This window comes from Cellulosimicrobium sp. Marseille-Q4280 (assembly GCF_943181405.1).
Classification (GTDB): Bacteria; Actinomycetota; Actinomycetes; order Actinomycetales; family Cellulomonadaceae; genus Cellulosimicrobium.
This window is the reverse complement of sequence record NZ_CALPBY010000003.1, coordinates 370,528-391,073: the sequence shown is the minus strand read 5'-3', so window position 1 is coordinate 391,073 and position 20,546 is coordinate 370,528. Positions and strand designations below refer to the sequence as shown.

Genomic DNA, 20,546 nt, shown 5'->3' with positions numbered 1-20,546 from the left:
GGGATGCGACGCATCGACCCGGAGGTGTGGGCCGGCATCGCGATGCTCGTCGTGGTGCTCGGGATCGGCGCCCTCGTCCCCATCGCCGCACCCGGGGCGGTGCTGGTGCCCGTCGGCGCCTGGCTCGCGGTGTTCGCGGCGTTCGTGGTCGTCACCGGGTGGCTCGTGCTCGGCGCGGGGTTCGGCACGGTGCGCGCCTACCTGCTGCTCGCCACACAGGTCGTGCTCGTCGGCGCGCTCGTCCTCGGCGCACCGGGCGCCGGGTGGTTGCCGATCCTCCTCGTCGCCGTCGCGGCCGTGAGCGTGTACGTCGTCCCGATGCACGTGACGGCCGTCGTCGTGGTCGTGAACGTGGTGGTCGTGGCCGTCGCCGTCGGGGTGCGCGGGTCGTTCACCGACGCCGTGCTCAGCGGGATCATCTACCTGCTCATCCAGGTCGCCAGCGTCGGGTCGACGTTCGCGCTCCAGCGCGAGAGGCGGATGCGCGAGCAGCTCGCCGCCGCGCACGTCGAGCTGCGTGCGGCCGCCGTCCTGCGCGACGTGTCGACCCGGTCCGACGAGCGCCTGCGCATCGCGCGCGAGCTGCACGACGTGCTGGGCCACCAGCTCACGGTGCTCGCGCTCGAGCTCGAGACGGCGAGCCACCAGGAGGGCGAGCGTGCGCGGGAGCACGTGCTGCGCGCCAAGACGGTCGCGCGCGAGCTCCTGGGCGACGTGCGCGCCACCGTGGGCGAGCTGCGGCGTCGCGCACCGAGCCTGCAGGACGCGATCGAGTCGCTGGTCGAGCGCGTGCTCGCGCCGCGCGTGCGCGTGCTCGTGGCCGACGACGTCGTGGTCGACGAGGAGCAGACCGTCGTGCTCGTGCGTGCCGCGCAGGAGATCGTGACGAACACGATCCGTCACGCTGAGGCGACCGCGCTCACCATCGAGGTCGTCGACGACGACGGTCGGGTCCGTCTCGTCGCCCAGGACGACGGCCGCGGTGCCCGGCGCGTCGAGCCGGGGAACGGCCTGCGGGGGATCACCGAGCGCGTCGAGGCCCTCGGCGGGACCGTGCGCGTCGACGGCGCGTCGGGCTTCCGCGTCGAGGTCACGCTCGCCGGGGCCCGCGAGGGCGTGCTTCCGCGCGAGGCCGTGCGGTGATCCGCGTCCTGCTCGTCGACGACCAGACGCTCGTGCGCCAGGGCATCCGCAGCCTCCTGGAGATCGCTCCCGACGTGGAGGTCGTCGCGGAGGCCGAGGACGGCATGACGGCGCTCGCGGCGGTGCGCGAGCACGCCCCCGACGTCGTGCTGCTCGACCTGCGCATGCCGCGCCACGACGGGATCTGGGCGCTCGAGGCGATGCGCGAGAGCGGGATCGACACCCCGGCGCTCGTGCTCACGACGTTCGACGACGACGACCTCGTGCTGCGCGCCCTGCGCGCCGGCGCTCGCGGCTACCTCCTCAAGGACGTCACGCTCGAGCAGCTCACGGGAGCGGTCCGCACGCTCGCCGACGGCGGCACCCTCGTCCAGCCGTCGATCACCGACCAGCTCCTGCGCGCCGTGCGGTCGGGCGCCGCGGAACCGGAGGAGGACGACCGCGTGCCCGTCCAGGACCTCACCGAGCGCGAGCTCGAGGTCCTGCGGCTCGTGGCGGCCGGGTACTCCAACCGCGAGATCGCCCACGGCATGTTCCTCGCCGAGGGGACGGTGAAGAACCACGTGTCGACCGTGCTGCTCAAGCTCGGGACCCGGGACCGCACGCGCGCCGTGCTGCGAGCGCTCCACCTCGGCATCCTCGGCTGAGAACGTTCAGAGGAGGGTCTCGACGCCGATCCGGACGACGTCGCCCACGTCCACCTGCTCCGCGCGGCGCACGGCGGCCTTGACCGGCAGCACGTAGGTCTTGCGTCCCGCGTCCGGGAAGACGGACGTCGACCACCGGGAACTGCCGATCGTCACCTCGACCTTGACCGAACCGAAGCCGGCGGGCGGGAGGGGCAGCTCGGCGATCTCGTCGCTCACGTCCTCCGGCAGCGCTGCGAAGACCCAGCTGTCCGTGCGCGCCTCCCAGCGCCACAGCTCGGCCTCGAACTCGAAGCGGGTCCCGCCGCCGGCGCCTGTCCCAGCCATCTGTCGTCCCCCGGTCGTCGTCGCCACCGTTCCATCCTTCCGCGGGCCACCCACACGCGGCCCGGGCGCGGCGCACGAGGGAAGCGTGGTCTCGCGAGACAGAACCTGCGGTCGCGAGATAGAGCCCCCGGAGCCCTGTCTCGCGACCGCACGTTCTATCTCGCGGGCCGCAGGTGCCGGGTCGCGTCGCACCGGACGTCCACGACGGGCAAGCCCCGAGGGGTCGCGTCCGGGCGCGTCGCACGCCACCATGGACGGATGAGGGCCATCTGGAAGGGCGCCATCACGTTCGGACTCGTCAACGTCCCCGTCAAGGTGTACTCCGCGACGGAGGACCACGACGTGCCGCTGCACCAGGTGCACGACAAGGACGGCGGTCGGATCCGCTATCGGCGGGTGTGCGAGATCGACGGCGAGGTCGTGCCCTACGAGAACATCGCGAAGGCGTACACCGACGGCGAGCAGACCGTCGTGCTCACGGGCGACGACCTCGACGCCCTGCCCGCCGAGCGCAGCCGCGAGATCGAGGTCGTCGAGTTCGTCCCGAGCGACCAGATCGACCCGCTGCTGCTCGACCGCAGCTACTACCTCGAGCCCGACTCGAAGTCCAACAAGGCGTACGTGCTCATGCGGCGGACCCTCGAGGAGACCGACCGGACCGCGATCGTGAAGTTCGCGCTGCGCCAGCGCACGCGCCTCGCCGCGCTGCGCGTGCGCGACGACGTGCTCGTCATCCAGACGCTCCTGTGGGCCGACGAGGTGCGCGACGCCGCCTTCCCCTCGCTCGACGACGAGGCGAAGGTCACCGAGAAGGAGCTCGCGATGTCGTCGCAGCTCGTCGCGAGCTTCGAGGCCGACTTCGCCCCCGAGGAGTACGAGGACGACTACCAGGTCCAGCTCCGCCAGCTCATCGACGCGAAGCTCGAGAAGGGTGACGCGCTCGACGCCGCCGAGACGTTCGGGGAGCAGGCGGAGGAGGGAGAGGGTGCCGAGGTCATCGACCTCATGGAGGCGCTCCGCAAGTCCGTCGCGTCGTCGAAGAGCAGCAAGGGCTCGTCGGGCTCGTCCGGGTCGTCGTCCCGGTCGTCCGGTGGATCGGGCACGACGGCGAAGGGCGGCTCCTCCGGGAAGGGCACGTCCCGCTCGGCGTCGTCCTCGTCCACGTCCTCGTCGTCGAGGAAGAGCGCGTCGTCCGGGTCGAAGACGACGGCGAAGTCGGGCACGAAGAGCGCGTCGGGCACCAAGAGCGCGTCCGGGACGAAGAACTCGGGCTCGACGACCAAGAAGGCGTCCACCAGCACGCGCAAGAAGGCCTCCGCCTGATCAGGTCGTGCTGCTCCGCGCCACGCGGAGCGCTGCGGACCGTTCGGCGATGAGTTCGAGAGCCGGGCGTGGTCCTACCTCGTGACGGCCCGGGCGGGTCGTGCCCGACACGAGGAGGCACCATGCGAGCGATCGTCCCGAGCCTGTGGTTCGACATGAACCTCGAGGAAGCCGTGGAGTTCTACACGAGCACGTTTCCTGACGCGAAGGTGGGCGAGATGTTCCGGCAACCCGACGGGACGGTCGTGTCGGCGGACTTCGAGCTCGCCGGGCACCGGTTCAGCGCCATCAACGGCGGTCCGCAGTTCCGCTTCACCGAGGCGGTGTCGTTCGTCGTCGAGTGCGACTCCCAGGACGAGGTCGACCGGTACTGGGACGTGCTCACCGCGAACGGCGGGCAGGAGTCCCAGTGCGGGTGGCTCAAGGACAGGTTCGGGCTCTCCTGGCAGATCGTGCCCGTCGAGTTCCTGGAGATGCTGCAGGACCCGGACGGCGCGAAGGTCCAGCGCGTCGTCGACGTCATGATGACGCAGGCCAAGCTCGACCTCGGGCCGCTGCGCGCCGCGTACGCGGGCTGACCTCGCCGGGCGGTCGGTGAACACCGGTCTGGGTCGCGGAACCTGGACCGGTGCGAGGTATGTCCAGAGCGTCCGGTGTCTGGTTGAATGCGCGGGTCAGTCCCACGACGGCCCGCGCCGTCCTCTCGCGAAGGACCACGAACCGAGTGAAGAAGCTCATCGCCAGCACCGTCGGGACGGTGCTGGCCCTCGCGGGGCTGGGCGTCGCCACCGCGGCCCCCGCCTCCGCAGCCACGCAGGAGATCCAGATCTCCTGCTCCACCGTCTACGTCAGTTTTCAGGAGTACCCGGCCGGCACCACTGTGTCGATCGTGATCGACGGGACCACCGTCGAAGACGCGACCATCGAGGACGGGTGGTTCTCTTCCTGGTACGAGGTCGACTGGTCGACGCCGCACGAATGGAGCGTCGTCGTCGATGCGCCCGACGGCGCCGACGGGGACTTCTCGGACGGCGGCACGACGACGCCGTGCGACACCGACCCGTACCGGTACGCCGACGCCTCGGCGACATGCGGGGAGATCTCCGCGAACGTGTCGTCCTACCCCGAGGGATCGCGGGTCCTGGTCTCGGTCGACGGGGAGACCGTCGCGGACGACCCGGTCGACGGCAACTACTGGAACGTCTGGCCGCTCGACTGGACGGTCGCGCACACCTGGTCCGTCACGCTGGACGCTTCGGACGACGCGCTGGACCTCTCCTGGGAGGGGGTGACCGAGCCCTGCGACGTCGATCCGAACCTGCGGGTGGAGGTGAACGCGTACTGCGACCAGCTCTCGGTGAACGTGAGCGGCTACCCGGCCGGTACGGCGGTCGTGGTGACCGTCGCCGGTGAGACCGTGGGGAGGGGAGCGCCGACGAGTGGGGCTACTTCTGGGGTTCGTGGCCGCTCGACGACAGCACCACGCACGACTGGACGGTGACGCTCGACGCCGCCGACGACGCGTTCGACCGCGTCGAGTCCGGGACCTCTCTCGAGTGCTGGACGGAGCCCGGCACGGTGGTGCCCGAGACACCGGCGACGCTCACCGCGTGCGACGCGACGCCCGACGACGTGCTCCTGCCTGCGGACACGGAGGCGATCTCGTACACGCGCACGCCCGAGGGGATCGTGGCGACCGCCGCGCCCGACCATGTCTTCCCGTCCTGGGCAGAGCTCGAGCAGTGGAGACCCGTCCTCGACGGGGGCCCTGTGCGCGAGGACCAGGTCCGGCTGGACTGGTTCGTGGTCGTCCGTCCGGAGTGCGAACTGGAAGTCCTGACCGTCGAGCCGGTCTGCGACGACGGTGTGCCGTCCGTCGACATCTCCGTGACACCGCCCGCCGGGGCGACCGAGAGAAACTCGACCTTCTACATCGAGTGGCAGGGTCCTGGTGGAGGATACGACGTCGTCCACGGAGACCCCGGGTTCGGGCACCCGTGGACGACCCGCGAGCGGTGGCCCGGGTTCGTGCACCACGACGACGGCACGATCTCCCCGACCCACGACCCGGAATGGCGTCTCACGGACGTCGACCTCGTCCTCTACGCCAGCGTGGCGAGCAACGACAACAGGTACTCGCGCGTCTACCGCGCCCACGTCGAGGATGCGCCCACCGCAGACCCGTGCGCCGACGACCCGGGCCCGCACTTCAGCGTCGAAACCCGCGAGCGCTGGCTCGCCGGCAACCCGTACGTCGCGGTCCGGGTGCTCAACGAGGACGACACCGCTGCCGACATCACGGTGACGACGCCGTTCGGCGGCCGCACGTTCCAGGACGTCGCCCCTGGGGCGAGCGCTTACCAGTCGTTTGCCGTCCGGTTGTCAGAGTTCCAGGGCGTTCCGGTCGCGGTCAGCTTCGCCACCGAGGTGGATGGCCAGGTCGTGACGAGGGAGCGCGTCGTCACCGCGTGGGTCGGGGGCTGAGGGGTCGAAGACCACCGAGCTCCGGCGCGCTCCCACGGTGGGGCGCGCCGGGGGTGTCAGCGACGCATCGCGACGATCTGGGTGACGAGCGCGAGCAGGTCGTCCACGTCGTCGCCCCGGCGCGGCGCGCGGAAGGCGAGTCCGTCCGCGTCGCCGCCGCCCGACGTCGGGGGGCCCGGTGCTGACCCGCCCGGTACCGGGACGTCCGGTGCCGGGCTGCCCGGCGAGGGGTCGTCGTCGGGCGCGCCGGGGTCCAGGACGGCGCCGTCGAAGGCCGCGTGGGCGTAGAGCCCGTCGCTGATGAGCACGATCGCGCGCGCGACGACGGGGTCGCCGACCTCGTCGAGGACGGCGCGCGTCCAGGCGTCGTGGGCGCCGTCCAGCGCTTCGCGGGCGCGCGGGTAGGCGCCCTGCGCGAGCCGTGAGACGGCGAGGTACACGAGCTCGAACTCCCCGTCGACGACGGTCGACGTGCGCAGCAGGTAGTCGACCGGTCCGGCGGGTGCAGCGCGCATCACCGCGACGTCGGCGGCCGTGAGCTCGCGCAGGTGGTCGACCAGACCGTCGACGAGCGCGTCCTTCGACCCGAAGTGGTAGAGCAGGCCGCCCTTGGAGACCCCGGCGCGCTCGGCCACGGCCTCGAGCGTCGCGGCGCGCTCGCCGTGCTCGACGAGGAGTGCGGCGAACGCTCGCAGGACCTTGGGGCGGGCGGCGGGAGGCGGCGGCATGTCGTCGAGGGTAGTCGCGGCCGGACGCCGGCAGCGTTGCCGAGCGTGGGCGTCGCCGAGCGTGTGGCGTCGCCGAGCCTGTGGCGTCACGGAGCGCGTGGTGCGGAGCGTCACAGCGCGTACGGGATGACCGGCTCGGTCCGTTCGCGTTACTGTACCGTCTGGACGGTTCGGAAGTTCGGCGCCACCGCGTCGCCCCGGCCGTCCGCTGTCGTGGAAGGACCTCGTCGTGACGGCGACCCAGCTCAACCGCCCCGCGATCCGCCCGGACGCCCCCGCCGCCCCGCGCCCGGCGCGGCACGCCGGTGGCTCGCGCTCGCGGTGCTCATGCTCCCCGTGCTGCTCGTGTCGATCGACAACACGGTGCTCAGCTTCGCGCTGCCCCAGATCTCCGAGGCGCTGCGCCCCACGGGGACGCAGCTGCTGTGGATCATCGACATCTACCCGCTCGTGCTTGCCGGTCTGCTCGTGCCGATGGGCTCGTTCGCCGACCGCATCGGTCGACGTCGTCTCCTGCTCGCCGGTGCGGTGGGCTTCGCCGCGGTGTCCGTCGTCGCGGCCTATGCGCCGAGCGCGGAGGCGCTCGTCGCGACACGTGCCGGGCTCGGGTTCTTCGGCGCGATGCTCATGCCGTCGACGCTCTCGCTCCTGCGCAACGTCTTCACCGACCGTGAGGAGCGCCGCCTCGCCATCGCGATCTGGGCGGCGGGCTTCGCCGCGGGCTCGGCGCTGGGCCCGATCGTCGGCGGGTTCCTCCTCGAGCACTTCTGGTGGGGCTCGGTCTTCCTCCTGGCCGTCCCGGTGCTCGTCCTGCTGCTCGTCCTCGCGCCGCTCTTCGTGCCCGAGTCGCGCGACCCCGCGCCGGGCCGCGTGGACGTGTGGTCGATCCTCCTCGTCATGACGACGATGACCCCGGTCGTCTACGGGATCAAGACCCTCGCGAAGTCCGGGGTGAGCACGCTCGCCCTGGCGAGCGTCGCCGTCGGGCTCGTGGCCGGCGCGCTGTTCGTGCGACGCCAGCTGCGCCGCCCCGACCCGATGCTCGACGTCCGGCTCTTCACGCGGGCGGCCTTCAGCGGTGCGGTGCTGGTCAACCTGCTCTCCGTGTTCTCGCTCGTCGGGTTCCTGTTCTTCGTGTCGCAGGACGTGCAGCTCGTCCTCGGGCTGTCGCCCATGCAGGCGGGGATCGCGCTCCTGCCGGGGCTCGTGCTCATGGTCGTCGCCGGGCTCGGCGTGGTGAAGGTCGTGCGGCGCGTGCGCCCGGCCCGGGTCGTCGCCGTCGCGCTGCTGTTCTCCGCGGCGGGCTACGCGATCGTCGCGGCGGGGGCGGGGGAGAGCACGCTCGCGGTGCTCGTCGTCGCCTTCGTCGTGCTGTCCTTCGGCGTCGGCGCGGCCGAGACCGTGTCCAACGACCTCATCGTGTCCTCGGTGCCCGCCGAGAAGGCGGGCGCGGCGTCCGCGATCTCCGAGACGGCCTACGAGGTCGGGGCCGTGCTGGGCACGGCGGTGCTCGGCAGCATCCTCACCGCGTCGTACCACGCGAACGTCGTCGTCCCCGCGGGAGTGCCCGCGGCGGACGCCACCGCGGCGGCGGAGACGCTCGGAGGAGCGACCCAGGTCGCCGGGACGCTGCCCGCCGCGCAGGCGCAGGCGCTGCTCGACTCGGCGCACGCCGCGTTCGGCAGCGGCGTCGGCGTGACGTCGCTCATCGGGGTCGTGCTCATGCTCGTCGCGTCCGGCGTGGCGCTCGTCACGTTGCGCGGCGCGCGCGCCTGATCCGGCAGGACGCGTTGGCGAGGCGGCGCCGGATCCGGGAGGCTGGGCGGTGATGAGCACCCCGCACCGCACCCCGCCCCGCTGGGTCCGCTGGACCCTGGGCATCCTCGCCGCCCTCGTGCCGTGCGTCGTGTGGGGGGTCACGACGGCGACCGCCGAGCGCAGCCTCGGCCCCCACGAGGCGACGTACGAGGTCACGACCGACGGCCTCGTCGTCGTCGACCTCGGGCCGCTGGGGACGCTGCAGATCGAGTCGCCGCTGCCGCTCGGCCTCGGCGCCGACGTGACGGTCCAGGAGATCCCGGCGGACCTCACCGCCGTCGGGCAGGCCGACACGCTCGAAGGGCTGTCGCAGGACCTCGAGGACTACCTGCGGTTCTTCGGCGGGCCCCAGGAGACGATCGGCTCGGTCGCGCGTGCGCTCGTCGTGGACGCCCTGCGCCGCACCGGCTTCGCGATCCTCGTCGTGGCCGCGGGCGGCGCGGGACTGTACGCGCTGCTCGGCGCGGCGCGGCGTCGGGAGCTCACGGCGGTCACCGCGCCGCGCACGTTCGAGATCACGGCGAGCGTCGTGCTCGTGGGGCTCGTCGCGGCGTCCCTCTCGTCGAGCGACCCCGCGTCGTCGCGCCGAGAGGGTCAACCCGCCTCCGCCGTGTTCGCGGGCACGCCGCTCGAGGGCGCGCGCATCACCGGTCGCCTCGCCGGCGTGGTCGACACCTACGGCTCGCTCGTCCTCGACTTCTACCGCGAGAACGAGGACTTCTACGCCGAGGCGAACGACAACCTCGTCACCGCCTGGGACCGGCGCCAGTCCATCCAGCGGCTCAACGCCGCCGCGGCCGAGCGCAGCGCGCGGGCGGACGACGAGAGGGCCGCCTCGACGCTCGCGCCGGACGACGAGCCAACCGACGGAGAGCCGACCGACGGCGGGACCGGCGCGACGTCCGACCCGGACGGCGAGGAGGGTGCGTCGTCCGACGCCGGGTCGTCCGGGCCGGCCGACGACGCCGCGCCCGACGACGCCGCGCCCGACGACGCCCCGGCCGAGGACGCCACTGCCGACGACGCGCCGTCGGAGGGGACGACGACGTCGCCGGAGCCGGCGGCCGAGGAGGACCTCGTCACCCTCGTCGTCATCGCCGACCTGCACTGCAACGTCGGGATGGCGCCGCTGATCCGCACGGTCGTCGAGGGCTCGGGTGCGAGCGTCGTGCTCAACGCCGGGGACACGACGATGAACGGGACCGCGGTGGAGTCGTTCTGCGTCGACGCCTTCGCGGGCGCGATCCCGGACGGCGTGACGACGGTCGTCGCGGACGGCAACCACGACAGCGTCGAGACGTCCGCGCAGGAGCGCGGCCACGGTCAGGTCGTGCTCGACGGCGAGGTCGTCGAGGTCGAGGGCATCCGCATCCTCGGGGACCGCGACCCGCTCGAGACCCGGCTCGCCGCCGCGGCGCAGCCCGCGCGCGAGGAGACGCCCGAGGAGTACGCGGCACGGCTCGCGGAGACGGCGTGCGCCGAGCAGGAGGACGGCGACGGCATCGACCTGCTCATGATCCACACGCCGCGCATGGGCAACGACGCGATCGAGTCGGGCTGCGTGCCGAACCAGGTCTCCGGGCACATGCACACGCGGTCCGGGCCGGAGCGGATGGGCGGCGGGGTGCGGTACGTGAGCGGGAGCACCGCCGGTGCGGTGAAGGACCAGCTGCGCGTCGGGCCGCTCAAGGGCACCGCGGAGATGACGGTGCTCCGGTTCGACCCGCAGCAGCGCCGGATCCTCGACTGGCAGCTCGTGCAGGTCGGCACGGACGCGTCGGCGACGGTCTGGCCTCGCCTCGCGTGGCCCGCCCCCGCGGACCCGGCCACGACCGAGGAGGAGTGAGACCGGACGTGCGCGTCGCTGGCGTCGGGCCCGTGCGAGGCGCGGCAGGATGGGGCTCATGAGCAGGTCCACGCGCTGGGTCGTCGTCGGTGTCGTCCTCGCGCTCGTCGTGCTCCTGCTCGCCCCGTTCGTCTACAGCGAGCTCACCGAGGGCCGCACGCCGCCGCCGCTCGGCCTCCAGACGCCGGGGGAGACCTCGCCCGCCGTCGAGTCGCCCGCCCCGGGGCCGTTCGACGTCGACGGGCGCTGGGTAGTGGGCCCTGGCTCGGCGGCCGGGTTCCGTGCGGAGCGTCTCGGCGTCCCGCGGGACGAGGCGACGGTCGTGGGCAGCACGCAGGACGTGACGGGGTCGGTGGAGGTCCTGTCGGGCGAGGCGACGACGTCGCGCGTCGAGGTCGCGACCGCGACGATCACGACCGGGGACATGGTCGAGGACGCGCTCCTGCGGCGCGTGCTCGAGGTCGACGTCTACCCGACGTCGGTGTTCGCCCTCACGACGCCCCTCGACGTCGCCGCGGTGGAGGACGCGACCGGGCCCGTGCTCCTCGAGGCGAGCGGCACCCTGACCCTGCGGGACGTCACCGAGCCGGTGACGGTGGCTCTCGAGGTCCAGCGCTCGGGCGAGGGACTGCAGGTCGACGGCGCGATCGCCGTCCGGTTCTCCGACTACGGGATCGGTGCACCGCAGCTCGCGCCGGTCGAGGTGCGCGACGAGGGCACCGTCGAGGTCCGGCTCCTCCTGTCCCGCACGCCGGGCTGACCGCTGCCGGTCGCCGTGGCCTAGGGTGGTCGCGTGGACCGCCCCGACGACCTCACGCCCGTGGCCCAGGACTACCTCAAGGTCGTCTGGTCCGCGCAGGAGTGGTCGGACGAGCGCGTGACCACCAAGCTGCTCGCCGAGCGCATGGGCGTCGGGGCGTCGACCGTCTCGGAGACCGTGCGACGGCTCAGCGCCCAGGGGCTGCTCGAGCACGCGCCCTACGGGGCGATCGCGCTCACCGAGCGTGGCCGCCTGCTGGCCCTCGCGATGGTGCGTCGGCACCGGCTCCTCGAGACGTATCTCGTCTCCGAGCTCGGGTACGGGTGGGACGAGGTCCACGACGAGGCCGAGGTGCTCGAGCACGCCGTCTCGGACCTCCTGGTCGAGCGCATCGACGCCCGCCTCGGCCGGCCCACGCGAGACCCGCACGGCGACCCGATCCCCAGCGCCGACGGCGTGGTCGTGCGCCCGCCCGCCGTCCCGCTCGCGGAGCTGGTCGTGGGCGACGAGGGCGTCGTGGTGCGGATCTCCGACGCCGACCCGGACGTGCTGCGCTACCTCGCCGAGCTGGGCGTCGGGCTGGACACGCGCGTCGCCGTCACCGAGCGGCGCGAGTACGCGGGGACCCTGACGGTCGCCTGGTCGGGCGCCGGGAACGGGACGACGGCCCCGTCCCAGCTCGGTCTGCGCGCGGCCGAGCACGTGTGGGTCGTGCACGACGCAGCGGTCTCCGCCTAGACTGACGCCCACACCCTCCTTCTCGTCGCCGACGTCGCCGACCGAGGTCGAATCGATTCGACCGCACCGTGACCACCTCGACGACCCCAGGAGAACCATGACCGCACCGCGGACCGGGCCCGCGCTCCTCGCGCTCGCCCTCGGCGGCTTCACCATCGGCACCACCGAGTTCGCCACGATGGGCCTGCTCTCGGACATCGCGACCGACCTCGACGTGTCGATCCCCACGGCCGGGCACGCGATCACGGCCTACGCCGTCGGCGTCGTCGTCGGGGCACCCGTCCTCACGGTCCTGGCGGCCCGCATGCCCCGCAAGACCCTGCTCCTGGCGCTCATGGGCTTCTACGCGGTCGCCAACGTGCTCTCGGCGACGGCGGGGAGCATCGAGACGCTCGTCGCCGGACGGTTCCTCGCCGGGCTGCCGCACGGCGCGTTCTTCGGCGTGGGTGCGGCCGTCGGCGCGGCGGTCGTGGGTCCGGGCCGACGCGGCCACGCGGTGGCGATGATGATGACGGGACTCACGGTCGCGAACGTCGTCGGCGTGCCGCTGTCGACGTACGTCGGCCAGCAGCTCGGGTGGCGCGCCGCGTTCGTGCTGGTCGGGGCGCTGGGCCTGGCCACGCTCGTCGCCCTCTGGCGGCTCGTCCCCGCCGGCGCGGGTCACGAGGCGTCGAGCGCGCGCCGTGAGCTCGCGGCGTTGCGCAACGGGCCGTTGTGGATCGGCTTCGTCGCCGCGTCGATCGGGTTCGGCGGCATGTTCGCCGTCTACTCGTACGTCGAGCCGACGATCACCCGGGTGACGGGTCTCGCGACGGGCGCGGTCCCGATCGTCCTCGCGGTCTTCGGCGTCGGGATGACGGTCGGGACGCTGCTCGGCGGCCGCCTCGCCGACCGTTCGGTGATGCGCACGGTGTACCTCGGGTTCGTGTCGACGGCGGCGGCGCTCGTGCTCTTCGCGCTCACCGGCGAGCACCCCGTCCCCGCCGTCCTCGCGCTCTTCCTGCTGGGCATCACCTCCCAGGTGCTCGGGCTCTCGCTCCAGACGCGGCTCATGGACCTCTCGCCGTCCGCCCCGTCGCTCGGCGCGGCGCTGTGCCACTCGGCGCTCAACGTCGGCAACGCCAACGGCGCGTTCCTCGGCGGCCTCGTCATCGCGGCGGGCTGGGGCTACCTCGCCCCCGCGTGGACGGGCGTGGCGCTCACGCTCGCCGGTCTCGCGATCATCCTGCTCGTCGGGAGGCGCCCCGCCGGCGTCGTCGTCGCCACCCTGCCCGACGCCGTCCGCGCGCCCGAGGCCACCGCCTCGCCGAGGTAGTACCCGGTCGCCGAGGTAGTACCCGGGTACACCGAGGTAGTACCTGGGTGGCCGAGGTGGTACCCGGTCGGCCGGCCGTTCCGGCCGGACCGGACGGCGACGTCGTCGCACCGCTCACAGCCGCGTCCCAGCGAGTCGCGATAGGTTGTGCCCCACCGCGCCGTCGGCGCGACCACGACGGTCCGGCGCGAGCCGGCGACCCACGAGGAGAGTCCCCGTGAGCAAGAGCGCCCCTGTCGACGCGACGGACGAGTCCGGTCCCGACGAGCTCGACCAGCCGCTCCCCGGCGGACCGCGCCCGATGAGCGCGCGGACGCTGGGCTGGTTGCTCGTCGTCCTCGGCGCGATCGGCCTCCTCGCGTCGGCCGATCTGACCGTCGAGCGCTACCTGACGCTGGTCGACCCCGACCACGCCCTGTCGTGCACGCTCAGCGTGTTCGTCGACTGCGGTCCGGCGATGGGGTCGTGGCAGGGGTCGTTGCTCGGCTTCCCGAACCCGTTGCTCGGCATCGCGGGCTTCTCGGTCGTCGTCACGACGGGCGTCGTCGTCCTCACGGGGGCACGGCTCCCGCGCTGGTACTGGCTGTCGCTGCTCGGTGCCACGACGCTCGCCCTCGCGCTCGTCGTCTTCCTCGTCTGGACGAGCCTGTACGCGCTCGTGCGCCTGTGCCCGTGGTGCATGGTCGTCTGGGCCGTGGTCCTGCCGCTGTTCTGGTACCAGGTGGTCCACGCGGTGCAGGAGGGCTTCCTGCCCGCGAGCGACGGCGTGCGGCGGACCGTCGTGGGCAACCGGCACCTGTTCCTCGCGATCGGCTACGTCGCGCTGATCGCGTGGGTCTTCCTGGTCATGGGCCAGTACATCCTCACGAGCTTCTGAGCCGTCAGGCGCGCGGCCGGACGGCGGGCGGTCGTGCCCGACGCCGGACCGTGGGTCGTCAGCGCCAGGCCGGCTGGTCCGGGGCGCTGTCCTGCGGCCCGCCCTGGCTGCCGTACGCGGGGGCCGGCGCGGTCGACGCCTGGTGGGCGGACTGCGACGTCGCGCCAGGCTGGCCCGCCGGGATCGGCGAGACGACGACGGCGGTCCCGTACGCGCACACCTCGGAGAACGACTGGGCGATCTCGCCCGTGTCGAACCGCATCCCGACGACGGCGTTCGCGCCCCGCCGCTGCGCCTCCTGGACCATGCGGTGCATGACCTCCTGGCGCGACTCGTACACGAGCTGCGTGTACTCCTTGACCTCCCCGCCGCCGATGGCGCGGAACCCCGCGACGAAGTTGGCGCCGATGTTGGCGCTGCGCACGGTCATGCCCATCACCTCGCCGAGGACGGCGTCGATGCGGTACCCGGGGACCTCGTTGGTCGTCACCACGATCACGCGCACATCCTGCCACGGTGCAGCCGGCCGGGGGGCCGCCGTCGGGCCTGCGGACGGTCGGTAGAATCGGCCGCGTGACCACCCCTGACACCACCGAGATCACGCACGCCTCCGGCCAGCCCGCCTTCCGGTACACCCCGGCGCTCGCGGAGCAGATCGAGCTCAAGTGGCAGGAGCTGTGGGAGCAGCGCGGGACGTTCTTCGCCGCGAACCCGACGGGTGGGCTCACCGACGGCGAGGGGGACGGGCCCGACGGCGCGAGCCCGTACTTCATCATGGACATGTTCCCGTACCCGTCGGGCGCGGGCCTGCACGTCGGGCACCCGCTCGGGTACATCGCGACCGACGTCGTCGGGCGCTTCCGACGCATGTGCGGCGACAACGTGCTGCACGCGCTGGGCTACGACGCGTTCGGCCTGCCCGCGGAGCAGTACGCCGTGCAGACGGGTCAGCACCCCCGCACGACGACCGAGGCGAACATCGTCAACATGCGCCGCCAGCTGCGGCGCCTGGGCCTCGCGCACGACTCGCGCCGCTCGTTCGCGACGATCGACCCCGAGTACGTGCGCTGGACGCAGTGGATCTTCCTGCAGATCTTCGACTCCTGGTACGACCCCGAGGCGAAGCGTCCTGACGGAGGTCGTGGGCGCGCGCGTCGCATCGCCGAGCTGGAGGCGCAGTACGCCGACGGGTCGCGGCGCGTGCCCGGCGGGATCGACGGCGTCGAGGAGGGGGCGGACTGGTCGGCGCTGTCGGACGTGCAGCGCCGCGCGGTGATCGACCCGCAGCGCCTCGCGTACGTCGACGAGTCGCCCGTGAACTGGGCGCCGGGCCTCGGGACCGTCCTCGCGAACGAGGAGGTCACGGCCGACGGGCGTTCGGAGCGCGGCAACTTCCCGGTCTTCCAGCGCAGCCTGCGCCAGTGGAAGATGCGCATCACCGCGTACGCGGACCGCCTGGCCGACGACCTCGACCTCATCGACTGGCCCGAGAAGGTCACGGCGATGCAGCGCAACTGGATCGGCCGCAGCGAGGGCGCGCTGGTGCGCTTCACCGTGCTCGGCAGCGCGGACGGCGCCAACGACGCCGCGGCGGAGTCGGGCTCGCAGGTCGAGGTCTTCACGACCCGCCCGGACACCCTGTTCGGGGCGACGTTCATGGTCGTCTCGCCCGAGCACCCGCTGCTCGACGAGGTGCCCGCGCACTGGCCCGACGGGACGTCGTCGGCGTGGACGGGCGGGCACCGCTCGCCGGTCGAGGCCGTCGCCGCGTACCGGCGCGAGGCCGCCGCGAAGACCGCGGTCGAGCGTCAGGCCGACGCCGGGAAGAAGACCGGCGTGTTCACCGGTCACCTCGCGGTCAACCCGGTGAACGGTGCGACGATCCCCGTCTTCACCGCGGACTACGTCCTCATGGGCTACGGCACCGGGGCGATCATGGCGGTCCCCGGCGGCGACGAGCGGGACTTCGCGTTCGCGGAGGCGTTCGGGCTCCCGGTCGTGCACACGGTCCGGCCCGCCGGTGGGTTCCCCGAGGGCTTCACGGGCGCGTGGACGGGCGACGGCGAGATCGTCGCGTCGTCGAACGACGAGGTGTCGCTCGACGGGCTCGACGTGCCCACCGCCAAGCGGACGATCACCGGGTGGCTCGTCGCCAAGGGGCTCGGCGAGGGCACCACGACCTACCGCCTGCGCGACTGGCTGTTCAGCCGCCAGCGGTACTGGGGCGAGCCGTTCCCGATCGTGTGGGACGCCAACGACCAGCCGGTCGCGATCCCGGACGCGATGCTGCCCGTCGACCTGCCCGACGTGCCGGACTACGCGCCGCGCACGTTCGAGCCGGACGACGCGGACTCCTCGCCCGAGGCACCGCTCGGCCGCAACGACGACTGGGTGAACGTCACGCTCGACCTCGGGGACGGGCCGCAGCAGTACCGTCGCGACACCAACACGATGCCCAACTGGGCGGGTTCGTGCTGGTACTACCTGCGCTACCTCGACCCGTCGTGGTCGGGGTCGCGCGACGAGCCGTCGGGCGCGCCGGGCGGCGACGTGACGGTGGTCGACCCCGAGCTCGAGCGCTACTGGATGGGGCCCGAGCACAACGCGTCCGCGGGTCGTGCGGGCGGCGTCGACCTGTACGTCGGCGGCGTCGAGCACGCCGTGCTGCACCTGCTCTACGCGCGCTTCTGGCACAAGGTCCTCTACGACCTGGGGCACGTGTCGAGCGTCGAGCCGTTCCACCAGCTCTTCAACCAGGGCTACGTGCAGGCGTACGCGTTCACCGACGCGCGCGGCCAGTACGTCCCGGCGGGCGAGGTCGTCGAGGAGCCCGCGGCGGACGGCTCGGGCGAGGTCGTGTACCGCTGGAACGGCGAGGTCGTGCAGCGCGAGTACGGCAAGATGGGCAAGTCGCTCAAGAACGTCGTCACGCCCGACGACATGTACGCCGAGTACGGCGCCGACACGTTCCGCGTCTACGAGATGTCGATGGGTCCACTCGACCTGTCGCGCCCGTGGGAGACGCGCGCCGTCGTCGGGTCGCAGCGCTTCCTGCAGCGGTTGTGGCGCAACGTCGTGTCCGAGGAGACGGGCGAGGTGACGGTGACTGACGAACCTGCCGAGCCCGCCACTCTGCGCGCGGTGCACCGCGCGATCGCGGACGTGCGCGTCGAGATGGAGCACATGCGCCCCAACACGGCGATCGCGAAGCTCATCACGCTCAACAACCACCTCACGTCGCTCGACCGCGTGCCACGCAAGGCCGTCGAGCCGCTCGTGCTCATGACGGCGCCCGTCGCGCCGCACCTCGCGGAGGAGCTCTGGGAGCGCCTCGGCCACGACAGCTCGCTCGCGCACGCGCCGTTCCCGACGGCCGACCCTCAGTACCTCGTCGAGGACACCGTCACGTGCGTCGTGCAGGTCAAGGGCAAGGTCCGCGGCCGGCTCGAGGTCCCGCCGTCGATCTCCGACGAGGACCTGCAGGCCGCCGCGCTCGCCGAGCCGAACGTCGTGCGCGCGATCGACGGCGCCGAGGTCCGCAAGGTCATCGTCCGCGCCCCGAAGCTGGTCAACATCGTCGTCTGACGCTGAGTGCTGGGTATGTGTCGTCAGAAGGCGACCGGAACGACACATGCCCAGCACTCAGGGGTGCGGCGCGTCAGCGACGGCGGGTCCCGAAGATGGTCCGGGTGAGCTCGCGACCGAGCTGGGTTCCGGCGGACCGCAGGAAGGAGTCGAGCGGGCTCGTCGACCGCGAGCCGCCCGCGCGAGACCGTGTCGTCGTCCCTCCCGTGCGGGCCTTCTCGGCGTCGCGCTCGAGCTCCGCGCGCATCTTCTCGAGCTCCGCCTGCTCCTTCCGCGCGGTGCGCTCGGCCTCCTTGGCCGCCTGCTTCGCGGCCCTCTCCTGCGTCGCAGCCTCCGCCTCGGCGGCCTCCGCGGCGGCGCGCGCAGCCGCCTGCTCCTGGACGCGCACCTGCAGCAGCTCGAACGCGGACTCGGCGTCGACCGACGTCCCGTAGCGCGCCTGCGCCGGCGACGCGGCGACGATCGCCTCGAGCACGTCCGGCGGTGCCGGGTCCATCGACGACTGCGGCGCCCGGACGCGGGTCCATGCGACCGGCGTCGGCGCGCCGTCCTCGCTGAGCACCGTGACCACGGCCTCGCCGGTGCCGAGCGACTGCAGGAGGCGCTCGAGGTCGTACGGCGAGCGGGGGAAGGTCCGCGCGGCGGCGCGCAGGGCGGAGGCGTCGTCGGGCGTGAACGCGCGCAGCGCGTGCTGCACGCGGTTGCCGAGCTGTGCGAGCACGTCGGCGGGCACGTCCTTCGGGCTCTGCGTCACGAAGAACACGCCGACGCCCTTGGACCGGATCAGCCGGACGGTCTGCACGACCTGCTGGAGGAACTCCTTCGACGCACCCGTGAACAGCAGGTGGGCCTCGTCGAAGAAGAACACGAGCCGCGGCCTGTCGACGTCGCCGACCTCCGGCAGCTCCTGGAACAGGTCGGCGAGGAGCCACATGAGGAACGTCGAGAACAGCGTCGGCCGGTCCTGCACGGCGGGGAGCTCGAGCGCCGAGACCACGCCCCGACCGTCGGGTGCGGTGCGCAGCAGGTCCGACGTCGCGAACGCCGGCTCGCCGAAGAACACGTCGGCGCCCTGCGCCTGGAGCGCGACGATCTCCCGCAGGATCACCCCGGCGGTCGCGGCGGAGACGCCGCCGATGCCCTTGAGCTCGGCCTTGCCCTCGTCCGACGTGAGGTACGCGATGGTGGACTGCAGGTCCTTGAGGTCGAGCAGCGCGAGCCCTTGCTGGTCGGCCCAGTGGAACACGAGCCCGAGGCTGGACTCCTGGGTCTCGTTGAGCCCGAGGACCTTCGACAGCAGGAGCGGCCCGAAGTCCGTGACCGTCGTGCGGATCGGCACTCCCGTCCCCAGCCCGCCGAGCGTGTACAGCTCGACGGGGAACGCGGTGGGCGACCAGTCCTGCCCGATCGAGCGTGACCGCTCGACGATCTTCTCGTTCGACGCCCCGGGCTGCGTGAGGCCAGACAGGTCGCCCTTGACGTCAGCGAGGAACACCGGGACGCCCGCCGCGGAGAGCCCTTCGGCCATCCCCTGGAGGGTCTTCGTCTTGCCGGTGCCGGTCGCGCCCGCGACGAGCCCGTGCCGGTTGAGCATCCCGAGCGCGAACCCGACCTGGACGTCCGCGCGCGGCACCGGGTCGCCGCCGGGCTCGCCGTCGAGCAGCGCCCCGAGCGGCAGCGTGCCGCCCTCGTAGGCGTACCCCGCGGCCACCTCTGCGGCGTAGCCGCCGAGCGTGCTCGGGCCCGACGTCGCGGCCTCCTCGTTCCCGGTCGTCGCCGACGCACGTCCTTGCGTCCCGGTGCTCGTGGTCGGCGACGCCGGTGTCTGCGCGTCGCCGGTCGTCGGGACCCCGGGACCGGCCGTCCGGCCGGCAGCGGCCTCGGCCGCCTCCAGCGCGGCCTGGGCCGCGGCGGCGCGCGCCTCGGCGGCCTCGGCGGCAGCCTGTGCGGCGGCCGCGCGCAGGGCGGCGAGCTCCTGGTCGGTCCTGGCGGCGTCGTCGGGCATGCTCGGATCGTAGGTTCGGCAGCGGCGTGCCGCAGCCGGGCCGAGGATGCGTGGGCCCCGCCCGACGCCGTAGGGTGGCGCGGCCATGACCCACGACCACCACGTCCACGTCGTCACCGACTCGACGGCGTCCCTGCCGAGCGACGGCTCGCCGCGCCTGCACTCGGTGCCGCTGCACGTCGTGGTCGACGACGAGTCGTCCCTCGAAGGCGTGGACATCACCGCCGACGACGTCGCCGCCCACCTCGCCGCGGGACGCCGGGTCACGACGTCGCAGCCCTCGCCGCGCGCGTTCGCCGACGCCTACGCGGCGGCGGTCGACGCCGGCGCACGCGCGATCGTGTCCGTCCACCTGTCGGGCGAGCTGTCGGGGACCGTCCACGCCGCGGCGATCGCGGCAGCCGACGCACCGGTCCCCGTGCGGGTCGTCGACTCGCGCACGGTGGCGATGGGGCTCGGCTTCGCCGCGACGGCGGCGTCGGAGGTGGCGCTCGAGGGCGCAGACGTGGACACCGTCGCCCGCCGGGCCCTCGCGGTCGCGGACACGAGTCGCGCCGTCTTCCTCGTCGACTCGCTCGACCACCTGCGGCGCGGGGGCCGGCTGAGCGCGGCGTCGGCGGCGCTCGGCACGGTGCTCGGGGTCCGACCGCTGCTCGCCGTGCGGGACGGACGGATCGAGGTCGTCCAGAAGGTCCGGACGAAGGCGGCAGCCGTCGAACGTCTGACGACCGTCGCCGTGGAGTCGGCGGGCCGTCGGCACGCGCCGGTGCTCGCCGTGCACCACGTGGGCGACGACGACGGCGCGCGGCGCCTCGCGTCCGAGCTCACGGCGCGGACGGGCCTCGACGTCACGGTGACGCCGGTGAGCGCGGTCCTCGGCGCCCACGTGGGCCCGGGCGTCCTGGCGGTCGTCGTCGCGGACCTGGCGCGGTAGATCCCGGCCGGGCGTC

Annotated in this window: 18 protein-coding genes; 14 read left to right on the top strand and 4 right to left on the bottom strand. The window is 73.1% G+C overall.

The genetic code is table 11. The features are described 5' to 3' along the window. The first annotated feature begins 3 nt into the window (after positions 1-3). Together NFS20_RS10025 and NFS20_RS10020 are read left to right on the top strand one after the other, a co-directional pair. Positions 4-1,143 carry a sensor histidine kinase gene (locus NFS20_RS10025; RefSeq protein WP_251151623.1) on the top strand — a complete coding sequence of 380 codons (1,140 nt, stop codon included), beginning with the start codon at positions 4-6 and terminating at the stop codon, positions 1,141-1,143. Then, a complete protein-coding gene (locus tag NFS20_RS10020; protein ID WP_251151622.1) occupies positions 1,140-1,790 on the top strand; it encodes a response regulator in 651 nt (216 codons plus the stop codon). Before NFS20_RS10025 ends, NFS20_RS10020 begins: the two co-directional genes overlap by 4 nt. A 6-nt stretch (positions 1,791-1,796) precedes the next feature. On the opposite strand, the gene NFS20_RS10015 is transcribed toward NFS20_RS10020, so the two are convergent. After that, the gene (locus NFS20_RS10015; protein WP_251151621.1) at positions 1,797-2,117 is read right to left on the bottom strand and encodes a DUF1905 domain-containing protein; all 321 of its coding nucleotides are present in this window, start codon (positions 2,115-2,117) and stop codon (positions 1,797-1,799) included. 258 nt (positions 2,118-2,375) lie between these two features. Here NFS20_RS10015 and ku point away from each other — a divergent pair, with 258 nt between their 5' ends. From ku to NFS20_RS09995, 4 genes are all read left to right on the top strand, one after another. Further along, positions 2,376-3,440, top strand: coding sequence for a non-homologous end joining protein Ku (gene ku / locus NFS20_RS10010; RefSeq protein ID WP_251151620.1), 1,065 nt, complete (start codon positions 2,376-2,378; stop codon positions 3,438-3,440). Between the two features lie 122 nt (positions 3,441-3,562). Further along, on the top strand, positions 3,563-4,018 hold the full coding sequence (locus tag NFS20_RS10005) for a VOC family protein (protein ID WP_251151619.1): 456 nt from the start codon (positions 3,563-3,565) through the stop codon (positions 4,016-4,018). Positions 4,019-4,164: 146 nt separating this feature from the next. Continuing rightward, the gene (locus tag NFS20_RS10000) at positions 4,165-4,941 is read left to right on the top strand and encodes a hypothetical protein (RefSeq protein ID WP_251151618.1); all 777 of its coding nucleotides are present in this window, start codon (positions 4,165-4,167) and stop codon (positions 4,939-4,941) included. Next, positions 4,938-5,924: a hypothetical protein gene (locus tag NFS20_RS09995; RefSeq protein WP_251151617.1), complete on the top strand. Its 987-nt coding sequence runs from the start codon at positions 4,938-4,940 to the stop codon at positions 5,922-5,924. Before NFS20_RS10000 ends, NFS20_RS09995 begins: the two co-directional genes overlap by 4 nt. A gap of 56 nt (positions 5,925-5,980) precedes the next feature. On the opposite strand, the gene NFS20_RS09990 is transcribed toward NFS20_RS09995, so the two are convergent. Further along, positions 5,981-6,652, bottom strand: coding sequence for a TetR/AcrR family transcriptional regulator (locus NFS20_RS09990; protein WP_251151616.1), 672 nt, complete (start codon positions 6,650-6,652; stop codon positions 5,981-5,983). 327 nt (positions 6,653-6,979) lie between these two features. Between NFS20_RS09990 and NFS20_RS09985 the strand changes: the two genes are divergently transcribed. The 6 genes from NFS20_RS09985 (at position 6,980) to NFS20_RS09955 (ending at position 14,006) form a co-directional block, all read left to right on the top strand. Then, positions 6,980-8,428, top strand: a complete 1,449-nt coding sequence (locus NFS20_RS09985) for an MFS transporter (RefSeq protein WP_251151615.1) — start codon at positions 6,980-6,982, stop codon at positions 8,426-8,428. Positions 8,429-8,480: 52 nt separating this feature from the next. Beyond that, positions 8,481-10,316: a metallophosphoesterase family protein gene (locus NFS20_RS09980; RefSeq protein WP_251151614.1), complete on the top strand. Its 1,836-nt coding sequence runs from the start codon at positions 8,481-8,483 to the stop codon at positions 10,314-10,316. Between the two features lie 58 nt (positions 10,317-10,374). Further along, entirely contained in the window at positions 10,375-11,076 is a 702-nt protein-coding gene (locus NFS20_RS09975) for a YceI family protein (RefSeq protein ID WP_251151613.1), read from the top strand. 33 nt (positions 11,077-11,109) lie between these two features. Then, positions 11,110-11,814, top strand: a complete 705-nt coding sequence (locus tag NFS20_RS09965) for a metal-dependent transcriptional regulator (protein WP_285821120.1) — start codon at positions 11,110-11,112, stop codon at positions 11,812-11,814. 97 nt (positions 11,815-11,911) lie between these two features. Then, positions 11,912-13,129, top strand: coding sequence for an MFS transporter (locus NFS20_RS09960; protein WP_251151612.1), 1,218 nt, complete (start codon positions 11,912-11,914; stop codon positions 13,127-13,129). 217 nt (positions 13,130-13,346) lie between these two features. After that, positions 13,347-14,006, top strand: a complete 660-nt coding sequence (locus NFS20_RS09955) for a vitamin K epoxide reductase family protein (RefSeq protein WP_251151611.1) — start codon at positions 13,347-13,349, stop codon at positions 14,004-14,006. 58 nt (positions 14,007-14,064) lie between these two features. Here the strand turns inward: NFS20_RS09955 and NFS20_RS09950 are convergent, their stop codons facing one another. Continuing rightward, positions 14,065-14,505, bottom strand: coding sequence for a YbjQ family protein (locus NFS20_RS09950; protein WP_251151610.1), 441 nt, complete (start codon positions 14,503-14,505; stop codon positions 14,065-14,067). 74 nt (positions 14,506-14,579) lie between these two features. On the opposite strand from NFS20_RS09950, the gene leuS reads away from it, so the two are divergent. Further along, positions 14,580-17,591, top strand: a complete 3,012-nt coding sequence (gene leuS, locus NFS20_RS09945; protein WP_251151609.1) for a leucine--tRNA ligase — start codon at positions 14,580-14,582, stop codon at positions 17,589-17,591. Positions 17,592-17,664: 73 nt separating this feature from the next. Here leuS and NFS20_RS09940 read toward each other — a convergent pair whose 3' ends face one another. Then, positions 17,665-19,596 carry a helicase HerA-like domain-containing protein gene (locus tag NFS20_RS09940; RefSeq protein WP_251151608.1) on the bottom strand — a complete coding sequence of 644 codons (1,932 nt, stop codon included), beginning with the start codon at positions 19,594-19,596 and terminating at the stop codon, positions 17,665-17,667. 85 nt (positions 19,597-19,681) lie between these two features. On the opposite strand from NFS20_RS09940, the gene NFS20_RS09935 reads away from it, so the two are divergent. After that, positions 19,682-20,530: a DegV family protein gene (locus tag NFS20_RS09935; protein WP_251151607.1), complete on the top strand. Its 849-nt coding sequence runs from the start codon at positions 19,682-19,684 to the stop codon at positions 20,528-20,530. The last annotated feature ends 16 nt before the right edge of the window (positions 20,531-20,546 follow it).

Coding starts and splice junctions, on each gene's coding strand:
- NFS20_RS09935 (WP_251151607.1), top strand. CDS start 19,682: ATGACCCACGACCACCACGTCCACGTCGTCACCGACTCGACGGCGTCC.
- NFS20_RS09980 (WP_251151614.1), top strand. CDS start 8,481: ATGAGCACCCCGCACCGCACCCCGCCCCGCTGGGTCCGCTGGACCCTG.
- ku (WP_251151620.1), top strand. CDS start 2,376: ATGAGGGCCATCTGGAAGGGCGCCATCACGTTCGGACTCGTCAACGTC.
- NFS20_RS10015 (WP_251151621.1), bottom strand. CDS start 2,117: ATGGCTGGGACAGGCGCCGGCGGCGGGACCCGCTTCGAGTTCGAGGCC.
- NFS20_RS09960 (WP_251151612.1), top strand. CDS start 11,912: ATGACCGCACCGCGGACCGGGCCCGCGCTCCTCGCGCTCGCCCTCGGC.
- NFS20_RS10005 (WP_251151619.1), top strand. CDS start 3,563: ATGCGAGCGATCGTCCCGAGCCTGTGGTTCGACATGAACCTCGAGGAA.
- NFS20_RS10025 (WP_251151623.1), top strand. CDS start 4: ATGCGACGCATCGACCCGGAGGTGTGGGCCGGCATCGCGATGCTCGTC.
- NFS20_RS09990 (WP_251151616.1), bottom strand. CDS start 6,652: ATGCCGCCGCCTCCCGCCGCCCGCCCCAAGGTCCTGCGAGCGTTCGCC.
- NFS20_RS09975 (WP_251151613.1), top strand. CDS start 10,375: ATGAGCAGGTCCACGCGCTGGGTCGTCGTCGGTGTCGTCCTCGCGCTC.
- NFS20_RS09985 (WP_251151615.1), top strand. CDS start 6,980: ATGCTCCCCGTGCTGCTCGTGTCGATCGACAACACGGTGCTCAGCTTC.
- NFS20_RS09940 (WP_251151608.1), bottom strand. CDS start 19,596: ATGCCCGACGACGCCGCCAGGACCGACCAGGAGCTCGCCGCCCTGCGC.